This is a genomic window from Stenotrophomonas sp. 86156_Sma, from assembly GCF_056481625.1.
This window is the reverse complement of record NZ_CM151157.1, coordinates 3,180,720-3,199,182: the sequence shown is the minus strand read 5'-3', so window position 1 is coordinate 3,199,182 and position 18,463 is coordinate 3,180,720. Positions and strand designations below refer to the sequence as shown.

19 protein-coding genes and 1 tRNA gene are annotated in these 18,463 nt (G+C 66.1%); 12 read left to right on the top strand and 8 right to left on the bottom strand.

Going from position 1 to position 18,463, the window contains the following annotated elements; translation table 11 throughout:
- Window positions 1–2 precede the first annotated feature (2 nt).
- The 4 genes from ACZK33_RS14880 (at window position 3) to ACZK33_RS14865 (ending at window position 2,787) form a co-directional block, all read left to right on the top strand.
- Entirely contained in the window at window positions 3–1,373 is a 1,371-nt protein-coding gene (locus ACZK33_RS14880) for a formimidoylglutamate deiminase (protein ID WP_423175098.1), read from the top strand.
- Between the two features lie 28 nt (window positions 1,374–1,401).
- A complete protein-coding gene (gene hutC, locus ACZK33_RS14875) occupies window positions 1,402–2,130 on the top strand; it encodes a histidine utilization repressor (RefSeq protein WP_110712773.1) in 729 nt (242 codons plus the stop codon).
- Between the two features lie 73 nt (window positions 2,131–2,203).
- The gene (locus ACZK33_RS14870; protein WP_107433137.1) at window positions 2,204–2,386 is read left to right on the top strand and encodes a type II toxin-antitoxin system HicA family toxin; all 183 of its coding nucleotides are present in this window, start codon (window positions 2,204–2,206) and stop codon (window positions 2,384–2,386) included.
- A gap of 8 nt (window positions 2,387–2,394) precedes the next feature.
- Window positions 2,395–2,787 (top strand): type II toxin-antitoxin system HicB family antitoxin, encoded by a 393-nt coding sequence (locus ACZK33_RS14865; RefSeq protein WP_049422111.1) that lies wholly within the window; start codon window positions 2,395–2,397, stop codon window positions 2,785–2,787.
- 119 nt (window positions 2,788–2,906) lie between these two features.
- Here ACZK33_RS14865 and ACZK33_RS14860 read toward each other — a convergent pair whose 3' ends face one another.
- From ACZK33_RS14860 to ACZK33_RS14850, 3 genes are all read right to left on the bottom strand, one after another.
- Window positions 2,907–3,917 (bottom strand): restriction endonuclease, encoded by a 1,011-nt coding sequence (locus ACZK33_RS14860; protein ID WP_423175099.1) that lies wholly within the window; start codon window positions 3,915–3,917, stop codon window positions 2,907–2,909.
- 236 nt (window positions 3,918–4,153) lie between these two features.
- Window positions 4,154–4,645, bottom strand: a complete 492-nt coding sequence (locus tag ACZK33_RS14855; protein ID WP_032127716.1) for a phasin family protein — start codon at window positions 4,643–4,645, stop codon at window positions 4,154–4,156.
- A gap of 80 nt (window positions 4,646–4,725) precedes the next feature.
- Window positions 4,726–5,001, bottom strand: a complete 276-nt coding sequence (locus ACZK33_RS14850) for a polyhydroxyalkanoic acid system family protein (RefSeq protein WP_005417302.1) — start codon at window positions 4,999–5,001, stop codon at window positions 4,726–4,728.
- A 125-nt stretch (window positions 5,002–5,126) separates the two neighbouring features.
- Here ACZK33_RS14850 and ACZK33_RS14845 point away from each other — a divergent pair, with 125 nt between their 5' ends.
- The 4 genes from ACZK33_RS14845 (at window position 5,127) to aroA (ending at window position 9,992) form a co-directional block, all read left to right on the top strand.
- The gene (locus ACZK33_RS14845) at window positions 5,127–5,933 is read left to right on the top strand and encodes an FHA domain-containing protein (RefSeq protein ID WP_032127717.1); all 807 of its coding nucleotides are present in this window, start codon (window positions 5,127–5,129) and stop codon (window positions 5,931–5,933) included.
- A 338-nt stretch (window positions 5,934–6,271) separates the two neighbouring features.
- Window positions 6,272–7,357: a 3-phosphoserine/phosphohydroxythreonine transaminase gene (gene serC / locus ACZK33_RS14840; RefSeq protein WP_423175100.1), complete on the top strand. Its 1,086-nt coding sequence runs from the start codon at window positions 6,272–6,274 to the stop codon at window positions 7,355–7,357.
- A gap of 51 nt (window positions 7,358–7,408) precedes the next feature.
- Window positions 7,409–8,608, top strand: a complete 1,200-nt coding sequence (gene pheA, locus ACZK33_RS14835; protein WP_014037689.1) for a prephenate dehydratase — start codon at window positions 7,409–7,411, stop codon at window positions 8,606–8,608.
- Window positions 8,609–8,684: 76 nt separating this feature from the next.
- Entirely contained in the window at window positions 8,685–9,992 is a 1,308-nt protein-coding gene (gene aroA / locus ACZK33_RS14830; protein WP_317217443.1) for a 3-phosphoshikimate 1-carboxyvinyltransferase, read from the top strand.
- Window positions 9,993–10,188: 196 nt separating this feature from the next.
- Here the strand turns inward: aroA and ACZK33_RS14825 are convergent, their stop codons facing one another.
- Together ACZK33_RS14825 and ACZK33_RS14820 are read right to left on the bottom strand one after the other, a co-directional pair.
- Complete coding sequence (locus ACZK33_RS14825) at window positions 10,189–10,761, bottom strand: energy transducer TonB (RefSeq protein WP_423175101.1); 573 nt, start codon at window positions 10,759–10,761, stop codon at window positions 10,189–10,191.
- Between the two features lie 119 nt (window positions 10,762–10,880).
- Window positions 10,881–11,519: an energy transducer TonB gene (locus ACZK33_RS14820; protein ID WP_423175102.1), complete on the bottom strand. Its 639-nt coding sequence runs from the start codon at window positions 11,517–11,519 to the stop codon at window positions 10,881–10,883.
- A 113-nt stretch (window positions 11,520–11,632) separates the two neighbouring features.
- On the opposite strand from ACZK33_RS14820, the gene serS reads away from it, so the two are divergent.
- Entirely contained in the window at window positions 11,633–12,913 is a 1,281-nt protein-coding gene (serS, locus tag ACZK33_RS14815) for a serine--tRNA ligase (RefSeq protein ID WP_423175103.1), read from the top strand.
- Window positions 12,914–13,092: 179 nt separating this feature from the next.
- On the opposite strand, the gene ACZK33_RS14810 is transcribed toward serS, so the two are convergent.
- Together ACZK33_RS14810 and ACZK33_RS14805 are read right to left on the bottom strand one after the other, a co-directional pair.
- Entirely contained in the window at window positions 13,093–13,443 is a 351-nt protein-coding gene (locus ACZK33_RS14810; RefSeq protein ID WP_423175104.1) for an SH3 domain-containing protein, read from the bottom strand.
- A 223-nt stretch (window positions 13,444–13,666) separates the two neighbouring features.
- Window positions 13,667–14,254, bottom strand: a complete 588-nt coding sequence (locus ACZK33_RS14805; RefSeq protein ID WP_423175105.1) for an FMN-dependent NADH-azoreductase — start codon at window positions 14,252–14,254, stop codon at window positions 13,667–13,669.
- A 122-nt stretch (window positions 14,255–14,376) separates the two neighbouring features.
- Between ACZK33_RS14805 and ACZK33_RS14800 the strand changes: the two genes are divergently transcribed.
- Window positions 14,377–15,369: a LysR family transcriptional regulator gene (locus ACZK33_RS14800; RefSeq protein ID WP_005410175.1), complete on the top strand. Its 993-nt coding sequence runs from the start codon at window positions 14,377–14,379 to the stop codon at window positions 15,367–15,369.
- Between the two features lie 81 nt (window positions 15,370–15,450).
- On the opposite strand, the gene ACZK33_RS14795 is transcribed toward ACZK33_RS14800, so the two are convergent.
- Window positions 15,451–16,521 (bottom strand): DUF4241 domain-containing protein, encoded by a 1,071-nt coding sequence (locus tag ACZK33_RS14795; RefSeq protein WP_423175106.1) that lies wholly within the window; start codon window positions 16,519–16,521, stop codon window positions 15,451–15,453.
- 124 nt (window positions 16,522–16,645) lie between these two features.
- Here ACZK33_RS14795 and ACZK33_RS14790 point away from each other — a divergent pair.
- Window positions 16,646–16,735: transfer RNA gene (locus ACZK33_RS14790), tRNA-Ser, on the top strand.
- Between the two features lie 355 nt (window positions 16,736–17,090).
- Window positions 17,091–18,344 carry a chymotrypsin family serine protease gene (locus tag ACZK33_RS14785; RefSeq protein ID WP_423174510.1) on the top strand — a complete coding sequence of 418 codons (1,254 nt, stop codon included), beginning with the start codon at window positions 17,091–17,093 and terminating at the stop codon, window positions 18,342–18,344.
- Window positions 18,345–18,463 lie beyond the last annotated feature (119 nt).

Below are 18,463 nucleotides of genomic sequence, written 5' to 3'. Positions count from 1 at the left end.
CCATGTCCGATTCGCGTTCCCCGCACAGTTTCCATGCCGCCCACGCCCTGCTGGTCGAGGGTTGGGCCCGCGATGTCCGCCTGCAGGTGCAGGACGGTCGCTTCACGGCGATCAGTACGGGGCAGGGCGCGCAGGCGGGCGACACCCGCGCCGGCATCCTGGTGCCGGGCCTTCCCAATCTGCACAGCCACGCCTTCCAGCGCGGCATGGCCGGGCTGACCGAGATCGGCGGCGGCGACGGTGACAGCTTCTGGAGCTGGCGCGAGCTGATGTATCGCTTCCTGGCCCATCTGCGCCCGGACGCGGTGCAGGCCATCGCCGCCCAGGCCTACATGGAAATGCTGGAAAGCGGCTTCACCCGCGTCGGTGAATTCCACTACCTGCACCACGATGCTGACGGCCGGCCGTATGCCAACCGTGCCGAGATGAGCGCGCGGATTGCGGCGGCGGCCGACCAGACCGGCATCGGGCTGACCCTGCTGCCGGTGTTCTATGCGCATGCCGATTTCGGCGGGGCGGCACCGAACCCCGCGCAGCGACGCCTGATCCACAACGTGGACGGCTTCGCGCAGCTGCTGGACGCCGCCAAGTCGTCTTTGGCCGCGCTGCCCGATGCGGTGCTCGGCATTGCCCCGCACAGCCTGCGTGCAGTCACCGGCGAGGAATTGAGTGCTTTGCTGCCGCTTACCGACGGCCCGGTGCACATCCACATCGCCGAACAGGTGCGCGAAGTGGAGGCCTGCCTGGCCTGGAGCGGCCAGCGCCCGGTGCAGTGGCTCTACGACCATGCACCGGTGGATGCGCGCTGGTGCCTGGTGCACGCCACCCACATCACCGACGATGAGCGCGCCGCCATCGTGGCCAGCCAGGCCGTGGCCGGCCTGTGCCCGATCACCGAGGCCAATCTGGGCGACGGCCTGTTCCCGATGCAGGCGTTCGCGGGCGAGGGCGGTCGCTTCGGTGTCGGCTCCGATTCCAATGTGCTGATCGACGCGGCTGAAGAACTGCGCCTGCTTGAATACGGCCAACGCCTGACCCTGCGCGGGCGCAATGTGCTGGCACCGGATGCCACCCGCAGCACGGGCCGCTTCCTGTTCGAGGGCGCACTGCACGGCGGTGCACAGGCCCTGGGTGTGGCCGCCGGCCTGCAGGTCGGCGCCAGTGCCGACCTGGTCGAGCTGGATGCTTCGCACCCCGCGTTGCAGGCGCGACAGGACGACGCATGGCTTGACAGCTGGGTGTTCGCCGCACGTAATGGCGCGCTGCGATCGGTCTGGCGCCATGGCCGCCAGTGCGTGGCCGACGGCCGCCACCTGCAGCGCGAGGCGATCACCAGCGCCTTCGCTGCCGCCCTGCGCGGCGTGCTGGGCTGATCGCCTTCCACCACCGAGACCCCATCACGTGAAGGCCAGCAAGTCCGCCACGCTCAACCAGCGTATCCGCAGCGATCTGGAAAGCCGCATCCTCAGCGGAGAGTGGGCGCCGGGCTTCCGTATTCCGTACGAGCACGAGCTGATGGAGCAGTACGGCTGCTCGCGGATGACGGTGAACAAGGTGCTGACCGCGCTGGCCGAGAGCGGCATGATCGAGCGGCGCCGCCGCGCCGGTTCGTTCGTGGCGCGGCAGCCCCCGCACCTGGAGCAGGTGGCGCTGGAGATTCCCGATATCGCGATGGAGGTCGGCTCGCGCGGCCATCAGTACGCCTATCGTCTGCTGCAGCGCGACCTGCGCCTGGCCGATGCCGGCAATGCCGGCGAAGTGGAGCTGGCCGGCAGCGAAATGCTGCTGGCGATGCGCTGCCTGCACCTGGCTGACGGCCGCCCGCTGGCACTGGAGCATCGCCTGATCAGCCCGGTGGGCGTGCCCGAGGTACTGGAGGTCGATTTCAGCACCACTGCACCGGGCAGCTGGCTGCTGCAGAACGTGTCGTGGACCCGTGCCCAGCATCGCATCAGTGCCTGGGGCGCGGACACCGCCACCGCCAAGCTGCTGGACGTGAAGTCCGGCACCGCGTGCTTGGTGATCGAGCGCCTCACCTGGCGCGGCGAACAGCCGATCACCCGTGTGCGTCAGGTGTTCCTCGGCGACGCCTGGGACCTGGTGGCGCGCTTCGCGCCTGGGGCAAGGTAGGGTCGACCCCGCTCGGGACACGCTGTCGCCTTGAACTCTGTCGGGGCGTGTGTACGATGTGTATCGTCCCCGCATGAAGAGCAGGGATCTCATCCGGGATCTGGAGGCGGCAGGTTGGACCTGTCGCCGGATTCGCGGATCCCATCATGTATTCGTGCACCCGCAGCACCCTCACATCATCACCGTGCCTCACCCTAGGAAGGATCTGGGGAAAGGGCTGGTGCAGGCGTTGCGGAAGCTCGCAGGACTGACGTAGGAGGGCCCATGCGATATCCAGTCTTGATCGAGGCAGGCGACGAGCGCACCGCGTGGGGTGTGGTCGTTCCGGATCTGCCGGGGTGCTTCTCGGCGGCCGACACGCTTGAGGAGGCGCTCAGCGCTGCCGAGGAGGCTGCGCTCGCCTGGATTGATGCGGCCCTGGATGACGGGCGCTCGATTCCGACACCTTCCGCGCCACAGAAAATCGCCGCCGAGGCATGCAAGGACATTCGTTGGATTCTTGCGTACATCTGCATTGATCCGGCCCTGCTGGACGACACCATCGAGCGGGTCAATATCAGCCTGCCACGCCGGATCCTGGCGAGGCTGGATGCGCAGGCCAGAGCAGCGGGTGAATCGCGCTCCAGTTACATCGCCCATCTCGCAGCATTGGGCTGAGCAGGCGCCATGTAGAGCCGAGCCATGCTCGGCTGCTGTTGGCGCGATGCGCGATGAGTCGAGCGTGGCTCGACTCTACAAGGGCGTCCACGCATGGCGTTGATCTACGGACACCCCAATCAATACGTGGCGCACTGCCGCCAGCGCACCGGCTCATCCACGCCGGGGCGGGCGTTGAGCTGGATGCGCACGTTGCGCAGGGCGGGGTAGTGCAGGACTTCCTCGCAGACCCGCGGCCACACCGCGTCCAGCTCGCCGGTGCGGTTGATCGCCAGCGTCTGCCGGGTCAGCCAGACACCGCTGGCGATGCCGGGCTTGCCGGCCAAGGCACGGGACAGATCGGCCTGGAAGCGCTCCAGCGTGGCGGCATCCGGGTTGGGATTGCTACGCGCATCGGTTGAGGGCGTGGCCGGCGCAGGCAGCGTGGTCGGCGGCGTGGTGGCGGGGGCCGGCGCCGGTTCGGGCGCCGCTTCAACCGCAGGCGCGACCGGCGCGGGGGCGACCGCCACCTCGGCAACGGGCTGGGCGTCCTGCACATGCAGCCCTTGCAGGCTCAATCCCACCAGCAGGCCCAGCGTCACTGCGGCGAGCGCGGCTATAGCAATGCGGCGCAGGGCTTCATGGCGGGCGCTGGCGCGCACACGGGTTTCGATTTCCGCCGGTAGATAGGGCTGCAGCAACGGCCACAGGCGCGGGCCGTCCAGCACCTCGACCGCCTGCTTTTCGGCGGCGCTGCGGCCGTCGCGTTCCATCCGGCCTTCGGTCAGCAGCACGCCGCCGCGGGCGCCGGCCAGGCGCGCGGCCGCGCCCAGTTCGTTCACCGCGGCGGTGCCGATGCGATAGGCCAAGCCGTGCTTGCACGAGACCAGCCAGCTGTTGGGGCCGTCGCTGAGCAGGAAATCGCTGCTGGGCTCACGGGATTCCTCGCCCGGGTCATCCAGTTCGCGCAGGCCGCGCTGCTCGCGCAGCATGCGCTTGACCAGTACCGAGAACTCGCGCCAGTGCATGCCCGCCAGGGCCTGCAGGCCGAGTTGCATCTCCTTTTGCCGCCGCTTGATCCACCACAGATAGACAACAGCCAGGGAACAGGTAAGCAGGGCCGACAGCAGGGCCAGGATCCAAGGGAGCATGCAGGAGGTGCGCGGAAGGGGCGAATGCGAAGGCGACAGTGTAAAGGTCGCGCCGTGCCGCTGAGTCAGGAGGTTCCTGACAGGAAGCGTGATGGAGCACGCAATTCGGAATACCGCGGGCACGAAAAACCCGCCAATCCTGAAGCCGTGAGGGGAGGGAACAAACGGCAGCCGAAGCGATTGGCGGGTTGCTCGCGATTGTCAATCAAAATTTATTGCATTGCAACAATAGCCGGTCAGGGCACGCTGCCTGGCGACTGATGGCTGCCCGGTGCAGGTGCATCAGTGCCCGAGGCGTCGCGATTTTCCAGCTTGGCCAGGCGTGCCTGCAGTGCGTCGATGCGCGCCTCCAGCGCAGTCACCTCGTCGGCGGTGGGCACGTGCAGGCGCTTGAGTACGCCCTGCACCTGGTCGTCGAACGCTTTTTCAACCTTGTTCCAGGTGCCGGAAGCCTTCTCGCGGGCCTCGTCCAGCGACGTTTCAACGTTGTCGCGCCAGCCCGGGCCCTGTTCGCCGTTGCGTTCACGGCGGCGGGCTTCCCAGGCTTCGCCTTCCTTCACCAGGCCGTCGAAGAAGCGGCTGCCTTCGGCCTGTGCACGGCCAAGAGCGCCCAGGCCGGCCAGCCAGACCTGCTGCGCCGAGTCACTCAGCTTGCGCGAGAAGCGCTCGGCCTGGTCACCGAAAGAGGCGTCGTCGTTGCGGCGGTCGTCGTTCTCGTAGTGGTTCATCGCACTTCCCGTGGGAGTTGGGCCTGCCCCGAGAGTAGCGCGCGTTGGCGTTGCACGGCCGTGATGGCCGCCGCCGGGGTTCAGCCCAGCTTTTCCTTCAGAACGCGCTGGATCTCGCCTTCGACCATGCCCTTCATCGCCGACAGCAGGAAGCCCAGCTTGGCCGTGACGCGCACGGCGCCCGGCTGCAGTTCGATCGCACCGTCCACGCCGCTGCCGGAGAAATTCAGTACGTCGGCAGTCCAGGACGACTTCAGGCCGAAGCGCTCGGACAGCTTGGCGGCGACCTGTTCGATCGCGGCGCGCGCCTGTGCATCGGGCAGGGCGTGGGCGTGGCGGACATCGATGGTGGACATGCAGGCTCCTGGCGCAAAGCGGGGATGATCAATGAGGGCGAGCATTGTGCGCATCGAGGGCCTTCGCGCCAAGCACTCATCGTGGGTTCTTCTTCGTTGGCGACCAACCTGCTAGGCTGCGCCGCGTGCAGAACCTGCTTGTTCACTTCAGCCAACAACAACAGCCCGACCAGCCGCTGCGGCCCGGGGTGCAACGCATCGTGCGCCAGGCCAATGGCAGTGTGAGGCTCGGCGACGCCGGCCACGGTGCCCTGCTGCTGGCGCAGTTCTGCGTGGATGATCGCGGCCTCTGGCTGCAGGTCGGCAACGGTATCCGCGGCATTCATGTGAACGGTCGCCCGGTGCGGCGCATGGCGCTGCTGCGTGCGGGCGATGCGGTGTATGTGGACGGCGTGGAAATGGTCCTGCAGGGCGAGGTGGAGAGCCTGCTGCAGGCCCCCGCACCGAACAGCGGTGACGGCACCAATGAGCAGCAGCGCCTGCTGCGCGGTGTCGGTGGCCTGCACCATGGCCGCAGCTTCACGCTGTCGCGGTCCCGCCTGATCGGCCGCGGTGGCGACGCTGACATCGAGATCAATGAACCGGCCTTCGCCGAACAGCACGCCCGCGTGGAAGTGCATGGCGAACGCGTGCTGCTGCGTGACCTGGGCAGTGCCGATGGCACACGGGTCAACGGCGTGGCCGTGCGCCACTGCTGGCTGCAGGCCGGCGACCAGGTGGTGTTCGATGGCCAGCACCGGTTCGTGCTGGAAGTGCCGCATGACCCGCGCCGTCGCCCGCTGCCGGATGAAGACGAGTCCAGCCAGGACGCCGAGCAGGCGCCGGTGCTGCCGGCCGCGCCGCGCAAGGTCCGGCGCTGGCCGTGGCTGCTGGTGAGTGCGCTGCTGCTGGCCGCACTGCTCAGCCTGCTGCTCTGGTTCGGCGCGCGCTGATCTGAACCGGCCGTATCCGCTCTGGTAGGTGCCGACCTTGGTCGGCACGCTCCTTCGGCGGGGATGACGCCTGACGGCGTACGCCGACCAAGGTCGGCGACTACCGGGGCATTGCTCCTGGCCTGAGTCCGCTGGATCCGCTCTGGTAGGTGCCGACCTTGGTCGGCACGCTTCTCCGGTGGGCTTGACGCCTGACGGCGTGCGCCGAGCAAGGTCGGCGACTACCGGCGCCTTGCTGGCGGTCAATGGATTCCAATGAAACCAAATTTCCCTTGCGCCACAAGGCCGCAAGGCTGGTGCACTGCGGCATACTAGGGGTCTTGCCCCACAGGTGTGACATGACGCGCGCGTTCAACTTCAGTGCCGGCCCTGCAACCTTGCCGGAATCGGTCCTGCGCCAGGCGCAGGCGGAAATGCTGGACTGGCACGGTACCGGTGCCTCGATCGTGGAAATGAGCCATCGCGGTGCGGAGTTCATGTCCGTGGCCGCCGAGGCCGAGGCCGACCTGCGTCGCCTGCTCGATATCCCCGAAGACTATGCGGTGCTGTTCCTGTCCGGTGGTGCCACCACCCAGCAGGCGCTGATTCCGCTCAACTTCGCCGCCCCCGGCCAGCGCGCCGACTACGTGGTCAGTGGCCACTGGGGCAAGACCGCGGTCAAGCAGGCCGGTGTCTACGTCGACGTCAACATTGCCGCCAGCAGCGAGGCCGATGGCTACCGCACGCTGCCGCCGCGTGCCGACTGGCAGCTGTCACCCGATGCCGCCTACGTGCACATCACCGCCAACGAGACCATCCACGGTGTCGAGTTCCGTGATGTACCCGATACCGGAAACGTCCCGCTGATCGCCGACTTCAGTTCGTCCATCGCCAGCGAACCGCTGGACGTACGCCGCTATGGCGTGATCTACGCCGGCGCGCAGAAGAACCTCGGTCCGGTCGGCATCGCGGTGATGATCATCCGCCGCGATCTGCTGGAGCGCAGCGGCCAGCCGCGGGCGGACATCTTCGATTACCGCTCGCACGTCGCTCGCGACTCGATGCTCAACACGCCGCCCACCTGGAACTGGTATCTGGCCGGCCTGGTGTTCAAGTGGATGCTGGCCGAAGGTGGCGTGGCCGAGTTCGCCAAGCGCAATGCCGCCAAGGCCGCGCTGGTATACGGCGCCATCGATGGTTCCGGGGGCTTCTACCGCAACGAGGTCGCACACCCGGCACGCTCGCGGATGAACATCCCGTTCTTCCTGCCCAATGCCGAACTTGATGCCCGTTTCGTCGCCGAAGCCAAGGCCGCCGGCCTGCTGGCGCTGAAGGGGCACAAGGTGGTCGGGGGCATCCGCGCCTCGCTGTACAACGCCATGCCGCTGGCCGGGGCCGAGGCGCTGGTCGCCTTCATGGCCGATTTCCAGCAGCGTCACGGTTGAGCAATGAACGGCGCGCACCGTCGGGTGCGTGCCCCGCAACAAGGAACTCCGATGGCAAGCAGCAAATCCAGCAAGAAGGCGCCGAAGAAGGCTGAACCGGCCAAGGACAGCGCGCCCACCAAGGCGAAGGGCAAGGCCAAGGCCGCGTCGAACCCGGCACCCACCCTGGCGCCGCTGGCGCTGGCCGATGTGCGCTCGAAGATCGACCAGATCGATCGCGACATCCAGAGCCTGATCGCCGAGCGCGCGCGCTTCGCCCACCAGGTCGGCAAGGCCAAGGGCAAGCTCGCCGCCGCCGTCGACTACTACCGCCCTGAGCGCGAAGCGCAGGTGCTGCGCATGGTGGTGGACCGTAACGAAGGCCCGCTCAGCGATGAGCTGCTGGTGCACGTCTACCGCGAGATCATGTCGGCCTGCCTGGCCCAGCAGGAGCCGCTGAAGATCGGCTACCTCGGCCCGGAAGGCACCTTCAGCCAGCAGGCCGTGCTCAAGCACTTCGGCCGCTCGGCGCTGGGCCTGCCGATGGCCAGCATCGAAGAAGTGTTCCAGGAAGTGGAAGCGGGCAACGCCGATTTCGGTGTGGTGCCAGTGGAGAATTCCGGGCAGGGCACCATCCAGATCACCCTGGACATGTTCCTGACCTCCAACCTGAAGATCTGTGGCGAAGTGGAACTGCGCGTGCAGCAGTACCTGATGTCGCGCAGCGGCCGCATCGAGGACATCGAGCGCATCTATGCGCACCCGCAGTCGTTCATGCAGACCTCGGCCTGGCTGCGCGCCAACCTGCCGAAGGCCGAGAAGATTCCGGTGTCGAGCAATGCCGAAGGTGCGCGCCGTGCGCGCAACGCCGATGACGCGGCGGCCATCGGTGGCGAGAGTGCCGGCCACGTGTACGGCCTGAAGAAGGTGGTCACCAAGCCGATCCAGAACGACGCCGACAACACCACCCGCTTCCTGGTGGTGGGTCGCAACATCTTCCCGACCTCCGGCCACGACCGCACGTCGGTGCTGGTGTTCATCCATGACAAGCCCGGTGCGCTGTTCGACGTGCTCAGCCCGTTCGCCCGCCACGGCATCAGCATGAACCGCATCGAGTCGCGTCCGTCGCACCACGGCAAGTGGGAATACGGCTTCTTCATCGACCTGGCCGGCCACATCGACGACGCGCCGATGCAGGCCGCGCTGGCCGAACTGGAAGCGCACTCGGCGCAGATCAAGGTGCTCGGCTCCTATCCGGTGGCCGTGCCCTGAGTGCTGCCGCGGCGGCCACGGCCGCCGCTCCCTGATGCATCGCCGGTGCTGCCGGCGTTTACGGAATGATCGAACGATGAGCAACGCGCAACACTGGATTGCCCGCAAGGGCCAGCCGCTGCAGGGCAGCCTGACCATTCCCGGCGACAAGTCGGTCTCTCACCGCTCGGTGATGTTCGCCGCGCTGGCCGATGGCACCTCGCATATCGAGGGTTTCCTGGAAGGCGAGGACACCCGCGCCACTGCGCGCATCTTCGGCCAGCTGGGCGTGCGCATCGAAACCCCCAGCCCGTCGCAGCGCATCGTGCACGGCGTCGGTATCGACGGCCTGAAGGCGCCGGATGCGCCGCTGGACTGCGGCAACGCCGGTACCGGCATGCGCCTGTTGGCCGGTCTGCTGGCGGGCCAGGCATTCGACTGCACGCTGATCGGCGATGAGTCGCTGTCCGGCCGCCCGATGCGCCGCGTGACCGGCCCGCTGTCGCAGATGGGCGCGAAGATCGACACTGAAAGCGATGGCACGCCGCCGTTGCACGTGCATGGCGGCCAGACGCTGCACGGCATCGACTTCGCCTCGCCGGTGGCCAGCGCGCAGATCAAGTCGGCGGTGCTGTTGGCCGGCCTGTACGCGCAGGGCGAAACCCAGGTGACCGAACCGCACCCGACCCGTGACTACACCGAGCGCATGCTGTCCGCGTTCGGCGTGGACATCGAATTCTCGCCCGGCAAGGCACGCCTGCGTGGTGGCCAGCGCCTGCGCGCGACTGACATCGTGGTGCCGGCGGACTTCTCTTCGGCCGCGTTCTATCTGGTTGCGGCGAGTATCATTCCCGGCTCCGAGCTGCGCCTGAAACAGGTCGGCCTGAACCCGCGCCGCACCGGCCTGCTGCACGCGCTGCGCCTGATGGGGGCGGACATCACCGAAGAAAATCCGGCCGAGCAGGGCGGTGAACCGGTGGCGGATCTGGTGGTGCGCTACGCCCCGCTGAAGGGCGCACGCATTCCGGAAGCACTGGTGCCGGACATGATCGACGAGTTCCCGGCGCTGTTCGTGGCCGCTGCGGCCGCCGAAGGCCAGACCGTGGTCAGCGGGGCCGCCGAACTGCGGGTAAAGGAATCTGATCGTCTCGCCGCGATGGCCACCGGCCTGCGCGCGCTGGGCATGCAGGTGGATGAAACCGAAGACGGCGCCACCCTGCACGGCGGCGTGCGCCTGGGCAGTGGCACCATCGAAAGCCACGGTGACCATCGCATCGCCATGGCCTTCGCCATTGCTGGCCAGATCAGTGACGGCGAAGTGCGCATCAACGACATCGCCAACGTCGCCACCTCCTTCCCGGATTTCGATGGCCTGGCGCGCAGCGCCGGGTTCAATCTGGCCTGAAAGGCCACGCCCGGCAGATGACGTAACCCGGTAGGTGCCAACCTTGGTTGGCACGCTCACATCGCCCGGTAGGTGCCGACCTTGGTCGGCACGCTCACATCACCCGGTAGGTGCCGACCTTGGTCGGCACGCCTTTCCGCATAAAAAGACGGAGGCCGAAGCCTCCGTCGAAACATCACGAACCCCTCGTCCGCGATCAACGCTGCTCGGTACGGAAATCCACCGGGACCCGCACCACGCTTGCTACTGCTCGGCCTTCCTGCACCGCCGGCTGGAACTTCCAGTTCTGCACGGTGTTCAGCACCGCACGATCCAGGTCGCGGCTGCGCTCGCCGCTGCGCGAAACAATCGCAGCGTTGGCGACATTGCCACGGGTATCAACATTCAGGCTGGCGATCACGCTGCCCTGCACGCCACTGCGCAGTGCGGCAGCGGGGTAGGTGGGCATGCGGTTGCTCGCCAACGGGCGCGCTTCGCGATTACGCGCGACCGGCGCAGTCTTGTGCTGGCTGGGGGCCGGGGCAGCCTGGCGCGTTGCAGGTGCTGCTGCATCGGTCACCGCAGCCTGCTCAGGGGCGGGCAACATGCGCTCACCGACCGGTGCCGGCGCCACATCCTCCTGGTTGGAATGGCGCAGCCACAGCAGGGCGGCCGCAAACATCGCCACAATCAGCGCGATCCACATCCAGGGCGACGTGGGCTTGTGCTGCACGCTCGAATCCTGCTGCAGCTGCGGCGAATGAAGGTCTTCGTGGGTGGTGGCAGTCATCGCAAACTCCTTCCGTCAACTGACGACGTGGGAAGTGTTGCCCGAGCCATGGACGGGAAGTGTCAGCGCTGCGTCAACGCCACCGGCAGGGTTCAGTTTGCCTGCCGGTAAGCGTTCAGTTACTGCGTCTTGAAGTCGAACGGTACTTCAATGCTGCCGGGCACGGCCTGGCCATTGCTCTGCGCCGGGGTGAATCGCCAGCGTCGCACCGCGTCGGTGGCGGCACGGTCGAGGTCGCGTGAACCACTGCGCTGGATCACTGTGGCGTTGTTGGGATAGCCGGTGGCATCCACATCCACGCGTACCACCACGGTGCCGGTTTCGCCGGCGCGCAGGGCGGCGGCGGGGTACGACGGCGGCGGCGACTGGCCGGCAATCGGCATCGGCTGGCTGTTGCTGGTCGCAGCCGACGCAGCGCCCGGGGCGGCCGGGGCCGGCTCGGCGATCGGGGCGGGTGGCGGCGGAGCGGTTTCGACCAGCTTCGGCGCTTCTTCCTCCACCGGTGCCGGCTTGGCGTCAGGCATGTCGCTGGAACCGGCCGCAGCGGCCAAGGGTTCCGGCAGGGGCTCGACCTGGGCGGTTTCCTGCGGGGTCTGTGCGGCCGGGTCGGCGCGGAAGAACTCCTTGTCACGGCCGGTCAGCCAGACCAGCACGAACAGCAGCACGCCCACGCCGAAGGCGATGCCGGCGATCTTCAGGGCGTTGCGCGGGATATGCACAGTGAACGACTTGGCGGACGACGAGCGGGGTGCAGACATGGACCGGACCAGTACGGAATAGCCCGATTCTGCCACGCCGGGAATGAACCGGGCGGCAGAAATCCGTATAACAAGCGATAATCCCATCCCTGATACCCACCACGACACCTGCCATGCTTGATCCAGCCCTGCTCCGCCACCAGCCCGCCGACCTCGCCGAACGCCTGCGCACCAGCCGCGGCTTCGAGCTCGACGTGTCTGCCCTGGAGTCCCTGGAGGCTGATCGCAAGCGCATCCAGGTGCGGACCCAGGAGCTGCAGAGCCTGCGCAACAGCCGTTCCAAGGCCATCGGCCAGGCCAAGGCCAAGGGCGAGGACGTCTCGGCCATCATGGCCGAGGTCGCTGCCTTCGCCGATGAGCTGAAGGCCTCGGAAGTGGCGCTGGACGAGCTGCGCGAGAAGATCGACGCCATCTCGATGGGCATTCCGAACCTGCCGGCCGATGACGTGCCGGCCGGTGCCGACGAGAACGACAACGTCGAGCAGGCGCGCTGGGGAACCCCGCGCCAGTTCGACTTCAAGGTGCTCGATCACGTCGAACTGGGCGCCCGCAACGGTTGGCTGGACGGCGAAACCGCCGCCAAGCTGTCCGGTTCGCGCTTCACCGTGCTGCGCGGCCCGATTGCGCGCCTGCACCGTGCGCTGGCGCAGTTCATGGTCGACCTGCACACCGGTGAGCACGGCTACGAGGAAACCAACGTGCCGCTGCTGGTCAACGCCGACTCGCTGCGCGGTACCAGCCAGCTGCCGAAGTTCGAGGACGACCTGTTCAAGACCGCCGTGGGCGATTCCACGCGCTACCTGATCCCGACCTCGGAAGTACCGCTGACCAACATCGTGCGCGACGAGATCGTCGACGCCGAGCGCCTGCCGCTGCGCATGACCGCCCACTCGATGTGCTTCCGCGCCGAGGCCGGCAGCGGTGGCCGCGACGTGCGCGGCATGATCCGCCAGCACCAGTTCGAGAAGGTCGAGCTGGTCTCGATCAGCCGCCCGGAAGACAGCGACGCCGAACACCAGCGCATGACCCGTTGCGCCGAAGTGGTGCTGGAAAAGCTGGGCCTGCCGTACCGCAAGGTGCTGCTGTGCACCGGCGACATGGGCTTCTCGGCGGTGAAGACCTACGACCTGGAAGTCTGGCTGCCGTCGCAGCAGACCTACCGCGAGATCTCCTCGTGCTCGAACTGTGGTGACTTCCAGGCCCGCCGCATGCAGGCCCGCTGGCGCAACCCGGCCACCGGCAAGCCGGAGCTGGCGCACACGCTGAACGGCTCGGGCGTGGCGGTGGGCCGCGCGATGATCGCGGTGATGGAGAACTACCAGAACGCCGACGGCAGCATCACCGTGCCGGAGGCGCTGCGCCCGTACATGGGTGGCCTGGAAACCATCGGCTGATAGCCTGATGGGGTGGGTGCCATGCTTGCATGGCACTGCTCTGGCTCTGGTGGGTGCCATGCTTGCATGGCACTGCTGCGGCTCTGGTGGGTGCCATGCTTGCATGGCACCGTATCCACGCATGGCGTGGATCTACAATGCGGGCTACATCCACGCCATGCGTGGATGAACCACGGTGATCACTCCACAACCCGCACCTTCTCCAACGGCACCCAGCCCGGTTCGCCCGTCTCCGGCACGCACCACGCCCAGCCATTGAGCGTGCGCTCGCCACGCAGCAGCTGCCCGGGATCCACATCCAGTTCGCGCGCACAGTAGTCTTCCGTGGCAAATGCGCCACCCTGCGCGTCGCGGCCGATCACCGGCGCCGGCACGAATCCCGGCTGCTGGCCCTCTGCCTTGCACAGGAACCAGTCTTCCCAGCCTTCAGGCCCTTCATAACGTTCGCCCACCACCAGCGGCTGGCCACGGCGCAGGGTGATCGGGTGCGGAAATTCGCTGCGGTGTGCAGTGGTCACGATGTAATTCATGGCCCCAGCCTAACGTTCTGGTGAGCGTCGCGCATGGCAGCGTATCCACGCGCACGTGCGGTAGAGCCACGCCATGCGTGGATGACATAGCGCTCAGTCCATACGCCATAAAAAAACGGCCCCGCAAAGCGGGGCCGCCAGGGTGGGCCGGGATGGGGGAGGGGATCCCGGCCCGCGTTCAGCGCCCAGACGAGGAGAGAGCGGCGCCGAACGCTGGAACGCGTTACGCCGCGGCGGCCTCGGCCGCTTCGTGCGACGGCAGCGCAGCCAGTGCGCCGGCAATGGCGCTTTCGCGGTGCTGCGGCGAGTAGGCGATGCCTTCGGCGCGTACGAACTCGACATCGTTGATGCCCCAGAAGGCAAACGTCTGGCGCAGGAAGGGCTCCTGGAAGTCCGCGGGCGAATCGGTGTAGATGCCGCCACGGCTGCTGGCGATGATCACCCGCTTGCCACCGGCCAGGCCGACCGGGCCGTTCTCGGTGTACTTGAAGGTGCGCCCGGCCACGGCCACGCGGTCGATCCAGGCCTTCAGGGTGGACGGAATGCTGAAGTTGTACATCGGCGCGCCGATCACCACGATATCGGCCGCCAGGAACTGCTCGAGTACCTGTTCAGCATCGGCGGCTTCGGCAGCGTCGGCCTTGGCAAGCGATCCGCTGCGCAGGTGCGGTACCGGATTGGCGTCAAGATCGCGATAATCAACCTGCAGGCCGTCGATCTGCTGCGTGAACTGGGCCACCACGGCGGCGGTCAGGTGGCGGGAGACGGAGTTGTCGCCAAGCACGCTGGCGTCGATGTGCAGAAGCTTCATGGCAGTACCTATGTTCGGGAGAGGTGGCGGACTTGCCGCCGACAGAGAGAACGATAGGTTGTTGCAAAGGCGGAATAAAGGTGGTTGAATGCCACGTATTGTTCTAGATATGGAACTCGGGCATGCATGACCTGAATGATCTGTACTACTTCGCGATGGTGGTCGACCATGGCGGATTCGCCGCCGCCGAGCGCGCACTGGGTATCCCCAAGTCGCGCCTGAGCCGCCGCATCAGCCAGCTGGAAACCGACCTGGGCGTGCGCCTGCTGCAGCGCTCCACGCGTCGTTTCGCCGTCACCGATGTCGGCACCAGCGTTCACCGCCACGCGCAGACGATGCTGGCCGAGGCGCAGGCCGCACGCGAAGTGGTGGACCGCCTCAGCGCGGAACCGCGCGGCGTGGTGCGCGCCAGCGTGCCGGTATCGCTGGCGCAGATGCAGCTGCCCAAGCTGCTGCCCAAGTTCCTTGAGCAGTACCCGAAGGTGCGCCTGCAGTTGAACATCAGCAACCGCCGCGTGGACATCATCAATGAAGGCTACGACGTGGCCCTGCGCGTGCGCTCGCGCCTGGACGACGATGGCAGCCTGGTGATGCGCAGCTTCGGACAGGTGCAGGAACTCCTGGTGGCCAGCCCGAAGTACCTGGATCGCGCCGGCCGGCCGAAGGATCCTGAAGAGCTGACCCAGCACGTCACCCTCAGCATCAGCGAAGACGAAGCACGCCAGCGCTGGGAGCTGCATGGCCCGGAAGGCGAAGTGCGCCGGGTCGACCTGCAGCCGCGCGTGGCCGGCTTCGACTTCCCGCTGCTGCAGAGCATGGTGAAGGACGGCTTCGGCATCACCATGCTGCCGGAAACCGTGTGCGCCGATGCGGTGCGCAACGGCGAACTGGAAGTGGTGCTGCCGGACTGGTCGCTGCCGCAGGGCGTGTGCCATGCCGTGTTCGCCTCGCGCCGCGGCTTGCTGCCGGCGGTGCGCGTGTTCATCGACTTCCTGGCCGAGCACCTGCCGCCGCAGCTGGAGGCCTCGCGCCTGGATTGCGGTGGCGCCTGTGAAAAGGCCAAGGAGCGGATCAAGGCCAGTGCGCTGGGCGCGTTGGCAGTGGATGCGGGCTGAGGCACCTGGCCGCAACTGCACCGCCGATCTGTGAAACGGTAGCGCCGGGCCATGCCCGGCGTTGCTGCTTTCCGGCCCCGGTCACTTCCGGCCGAACAGCCGATCCCAGAAGCTGCGCCGCGGCGGTGTGGCTGGCCTGGGCTCGGCAATGACCGGTGCTTCCAGTACCGCCATCAGTTCCGCGCTGCGTGGCTTCTTCAGGAAGCGGGCGTAGTCCATGTAGCTGGTCACCTTGCTCATGTGCAGGCGCTCCGGCATTGCCGGCAACGCGCCGCCCTGCAGCAGCACCCGCAGTGCCTGTGGACGGTCCAGGCGGATCGCCTCGAACAGGGCGGTGCCGCCGCAACCGGGCTCGATCTGGTTGGCGCGCTGTGGCGCATCCTTCAACAGCTCTCGCAGCGCATCCGGGTCGTCGCGGTCCACGGCGGCAACCAGCCGTGCCAGCGCTTCAGCTTCTTCGGGTGGGAGACTGTCGCGATAGGCCTGGTCGGCGATCTCGCGCTCGTCGCGCCCGTCACCGCCCTGGATGCACAGGAAGTCGGTGACCAGGGCGACCGGAATGCCGGAGGTATCCAGCGCCCAGTAGCTGGGATAGACGCCGTCGCCCCAGCCGCTGGTGAATACGACCAGGCCGTGTGGAGAGTCCTCGCCCCAGGGGCGGTACTCGGCGCCTTCATCCAGGCCGTCATGGTCGATCAGCGCATCCGACCATTCGCTGTCTTCGTCGCCATCGGCCTGTTCGATCAGGGCCAGCAGTGCCTGCTGGGTGTTGGTATCCATGAAGCAGCCGATGCCGGCGTCGACCGGATAGCCAATGAAGCTGTCCTCATCCAGTCCAGTGAGGTCCTGCGTGGTCCAGCGTGCCATCTGCCAGTGCAGGGCAGACGCAGTGAGGGCATCGCGGGGCTTGAACCAGACCACGGCCAGCGCCGGGCGGCCGCTGTGCACGATGATCTCGACCGGATGCCGGCCCAGCGGGGCGGTGTAGTCGGCCAGCGCGGGCGCCTCGGCCTGGACCAGCGGATCGCAGACCACCAGATGCCCACTGCTGACCGGCAGGTGCCCGGCGAACGTGCGGTGCAGGGCCACTGCGGCCAGCTGGGTGTCGTCCAGCAGGGTGGTGCGCAGGTTGGCCAGATCGAGGTGGGCCATGGGGGCTCCGATTGCAGTGAAGGCCCCACCGTGCCGGATGCGAAGGGCGGGGGCAAGGGTGGTCTTGGGCAAATGCTCTTCACGTGCGAGAATACGCCGCTGCCCGGGCGACCGGGACCCGATTGGAGAGATGGCCGAGCGGTTTAAGGCACCGGTCTTGAAAACCGGCGAAGGGTTAAACCTTCCGTGGGTTCGAATCCCACTCTCTCCGCCAGCTGTTTCAAAGAGCCCCTGGAAACAGGGGCTTTTTTGTTTTTCCCGCCTTGCTGCCCGTCAGTTCATCAATTCAGCTACTTGGTTCCAGGGAGGGGCGGCAGTCGCGCAGAGCACGCATGCTGCCAAGCGCGCTGGCTGACAGGCGACAGAGAAAGTGCGCAGGACGTGAGATTAGGGCCACGATCCCGCGTGGTTTCCATCGAGCGTATCACGGGCTGCCGGCTCTCTGACAACACACTGACGGTTGGAAATGGAACACTCTACGCAATAGCAATCGTAATCACGTCGTACACTCATGCTCAGTCTGCAGCAGGCTGCGCAGGATTCCTACAGCATTCATTGGAGGAGGCTAGGTGAAAACTGGCGCTATTTACGTGATTGTGTTCGGGCTCCTCTTGGGGAGTGTTGTGTCCACCACTGCACTTGCTCAGAAGGATGTTTCTGAAAGTGAGAAACTGAAGGGACTGGATGAGGAGACTGCGGTTGCAGTCAGCTCCCTCCTTTCCAGAGTCAAGTCTCTATCGGTTGATGAGGCAATCAGACGGATTCAGCTGGAGGCGGCAGTGGCGCCCAGCATCCAGGACATTCGTCGAGAGTATGCCGGGCGCTTGACGGAAATCAGCATTGAGCAGTCGCCTGACTTTCATGTTTCAGTGAAGCTCAAGGGAGATGGTGCTGTTGCAGGGCGGCAATGGACGACGGCGGCTGGTACAGCGCGTGTCGAGTTCTCCTCTGGGCACCTCTTCACGGAGGAGGAGTTCACCAAGCAACTGAAGGAAATTCGGCTGGCAGCACAGTCAGCTATCCCGGGTTTCGTTGGATTGACCGGATATGCGGGAGATAACGAGGCTGAGGTCAGAATACGTGGGGATGAACAGGACGCCCAGAAATATATGGGAATCCTGTCCAAGCTCGAACGTGCCTATCGCGTAAAGCTCCGTTTCAAGACATCGGACGTTCCTGAAAGCAATTCCATATATGCAATCGGCGGAGCCGTGCTGCAGTCAAACAATTCATACTGCACCACCGGATTTACGGTGAAGCACACGGCTACAGGTCTAAAGGGGATCATAACGGCGGCGCATTGCCCCGACGACGTCATTTATGGCAACTATGGGAGTAGCCAGAACGGGACCTTGGTTACGTTCCCCTTGATGTTCCAGGATCAAAGGAACGATGCGCAAACCGATGTGCAGTGGCATCGAATTCCATCTCCGCACATTCCTTTGCTGGAGACGTACGCGTCGTCAACCGTGTCCACGCGATTTATTGCGAACGTTTACAATGTGCCAGCGAAAGACGGTACCATCTGCTTCCGCGGTTCGCGTAGCGGATACAGCTGTGGAATAGTCACGTCGGTTAAGCATAGTCCTGGAAACATTTGTGGGCCCACCGAGTCTATGCAATGCGATGAGGTCTGGTTCAAGGTAGAGGGAAGTTCGCTCGCCTGTGGTGGTGGCGACAGCGGTGCTGCAATGTTCTTCCAGGACACCGGTTATGGCATTGTCAAATCTGCGCGCTCGGACACGCCGCTACCGGGCGAGTGCAAGTCGCTCACCGGAATGCCGTTCAGTCGCGTCAGGGCTTGGGGGTTCCAGCCCAGCTAGAGACTGACCTCAACAAGCTTCTCTGAATGGTTGAGCCGTGTGTTGAGCTCCATACGGTATGTGCAGCTGGCGACGTTGCTGGTATCAGCGACGTCGGCTACATGGCCAGCGTTCTCTCC

Bases quoted from the DNA above. Each gene is read 5' to 3' on its own strand.
- aroA (WP_317217443.1), top strand. From the start codon at position 8,685: ATGAGCAACGCGCAACACTGGATTGCCCGCAAGGGCCAGCCGCTGCAG.
- ACZK33_RS14880 (WP_423175098.1), top strand. From the start codon at position 3: ATGTCCGATTCGCGTTCCCCGCACAGTTTCCATGCCGCCCACGCCCTG.
- ACZK33_RS14795 (WP_423175106.1), bottom strand. From the start codon at position 16,521: ATGGCCCACCTCGATCTGGCCAACCTGCGCACCACCCTGCTGGACGAC.
- pheA (WP_014037689.1), top strand. From the start codon at position 7,409: ATGGCAAGCAGCAAATCCAGCAAGAAGGCGCCGAAGAAGGCTGAACCG.
- ACZK33_RS14820 (WP_423175102.1), bottom strand. From the start codon at position 11,519: ATGTCTGCACCCCGCTCGTCGTCCGCCAAGTCGTTCACTGTGCATATC.
- ACZK33_RS14860 (WP_423175099.1), bottom strand. From the start codon at position 3,917: ATGCTCCCTTGGATCCTGGCCCTGCTGTCGGCCCTGCTTACCTGTTCC.
- ACZK33_RS14870 (WP_107433137.1), top strand. From the start codon at position 2,204: ATGAAGAGCAGGGATCTCATCCGGGATCTGGAGGCGGCAGGTTGGACC.
- ACZK33_RS14850 (WP_005417302.1), bottom strand. From the start codon at position 5,001: ATGTCCACCATCGATGTCCGCCACGCCCACGCCCTGCCCGATGCACAG.
- serS (WP_423175103.1), top strand. From the start codon at position 11,633: ATGCTTGATCCAGCCCTGCTCCGCCACCAGCCCGCCGACCTCGCCGAA.
- serC (WP_423175100.1), top strand. From the start codon at position 6,272: ATGACGCGCGCGTTCAACTTCAGTGCCGGCCCTGCAACCTTGCCGGAA.
- ACZK33_RS14805 (WP_423175105.1), bottom strand. From the start codon at position 14,254: ATGAAGCTTCTGCACATCGACGCCAGCGTGCTTGGCGACAACTCCGTC.
- ACZK33_RS14800 (WP_005410175.1), top strand. From the start codon at position 14,377: ATGCATGACCTGAATGATCTGTACTACTTCGCGATGGTGGTCGACCAT.
- ACZK33_RS14855 (WP_032127716.1), bottom strand. From the start codon at position 4,645: ATGAACCACTACGAGAACGACGACCGCCGCAACGACGACGCCTCTTTC.
- ACZK33_RS14810 (WP_423175104.1), bottom strand. From the start codon at position 13,443: ATGAATTACATCGTGACCACTGCACACCGCAGCGAATTTCCGCACCCG.
- ACZK33_RS14825 (WP_423175101.1), bottom strand. From the start codon at position 10,761: ATGACTGCCACCACCCACGAAGACCTTCATTCGCCGCAGCTGCAGCAG.
- ACZK33_RS14865 (WP_049422111.1), top strand. From the start codon at position 2,395: ATGCGATATCCAGTCTTGATCGAGGCAGGCGACGAGCGCACCGCGTGG.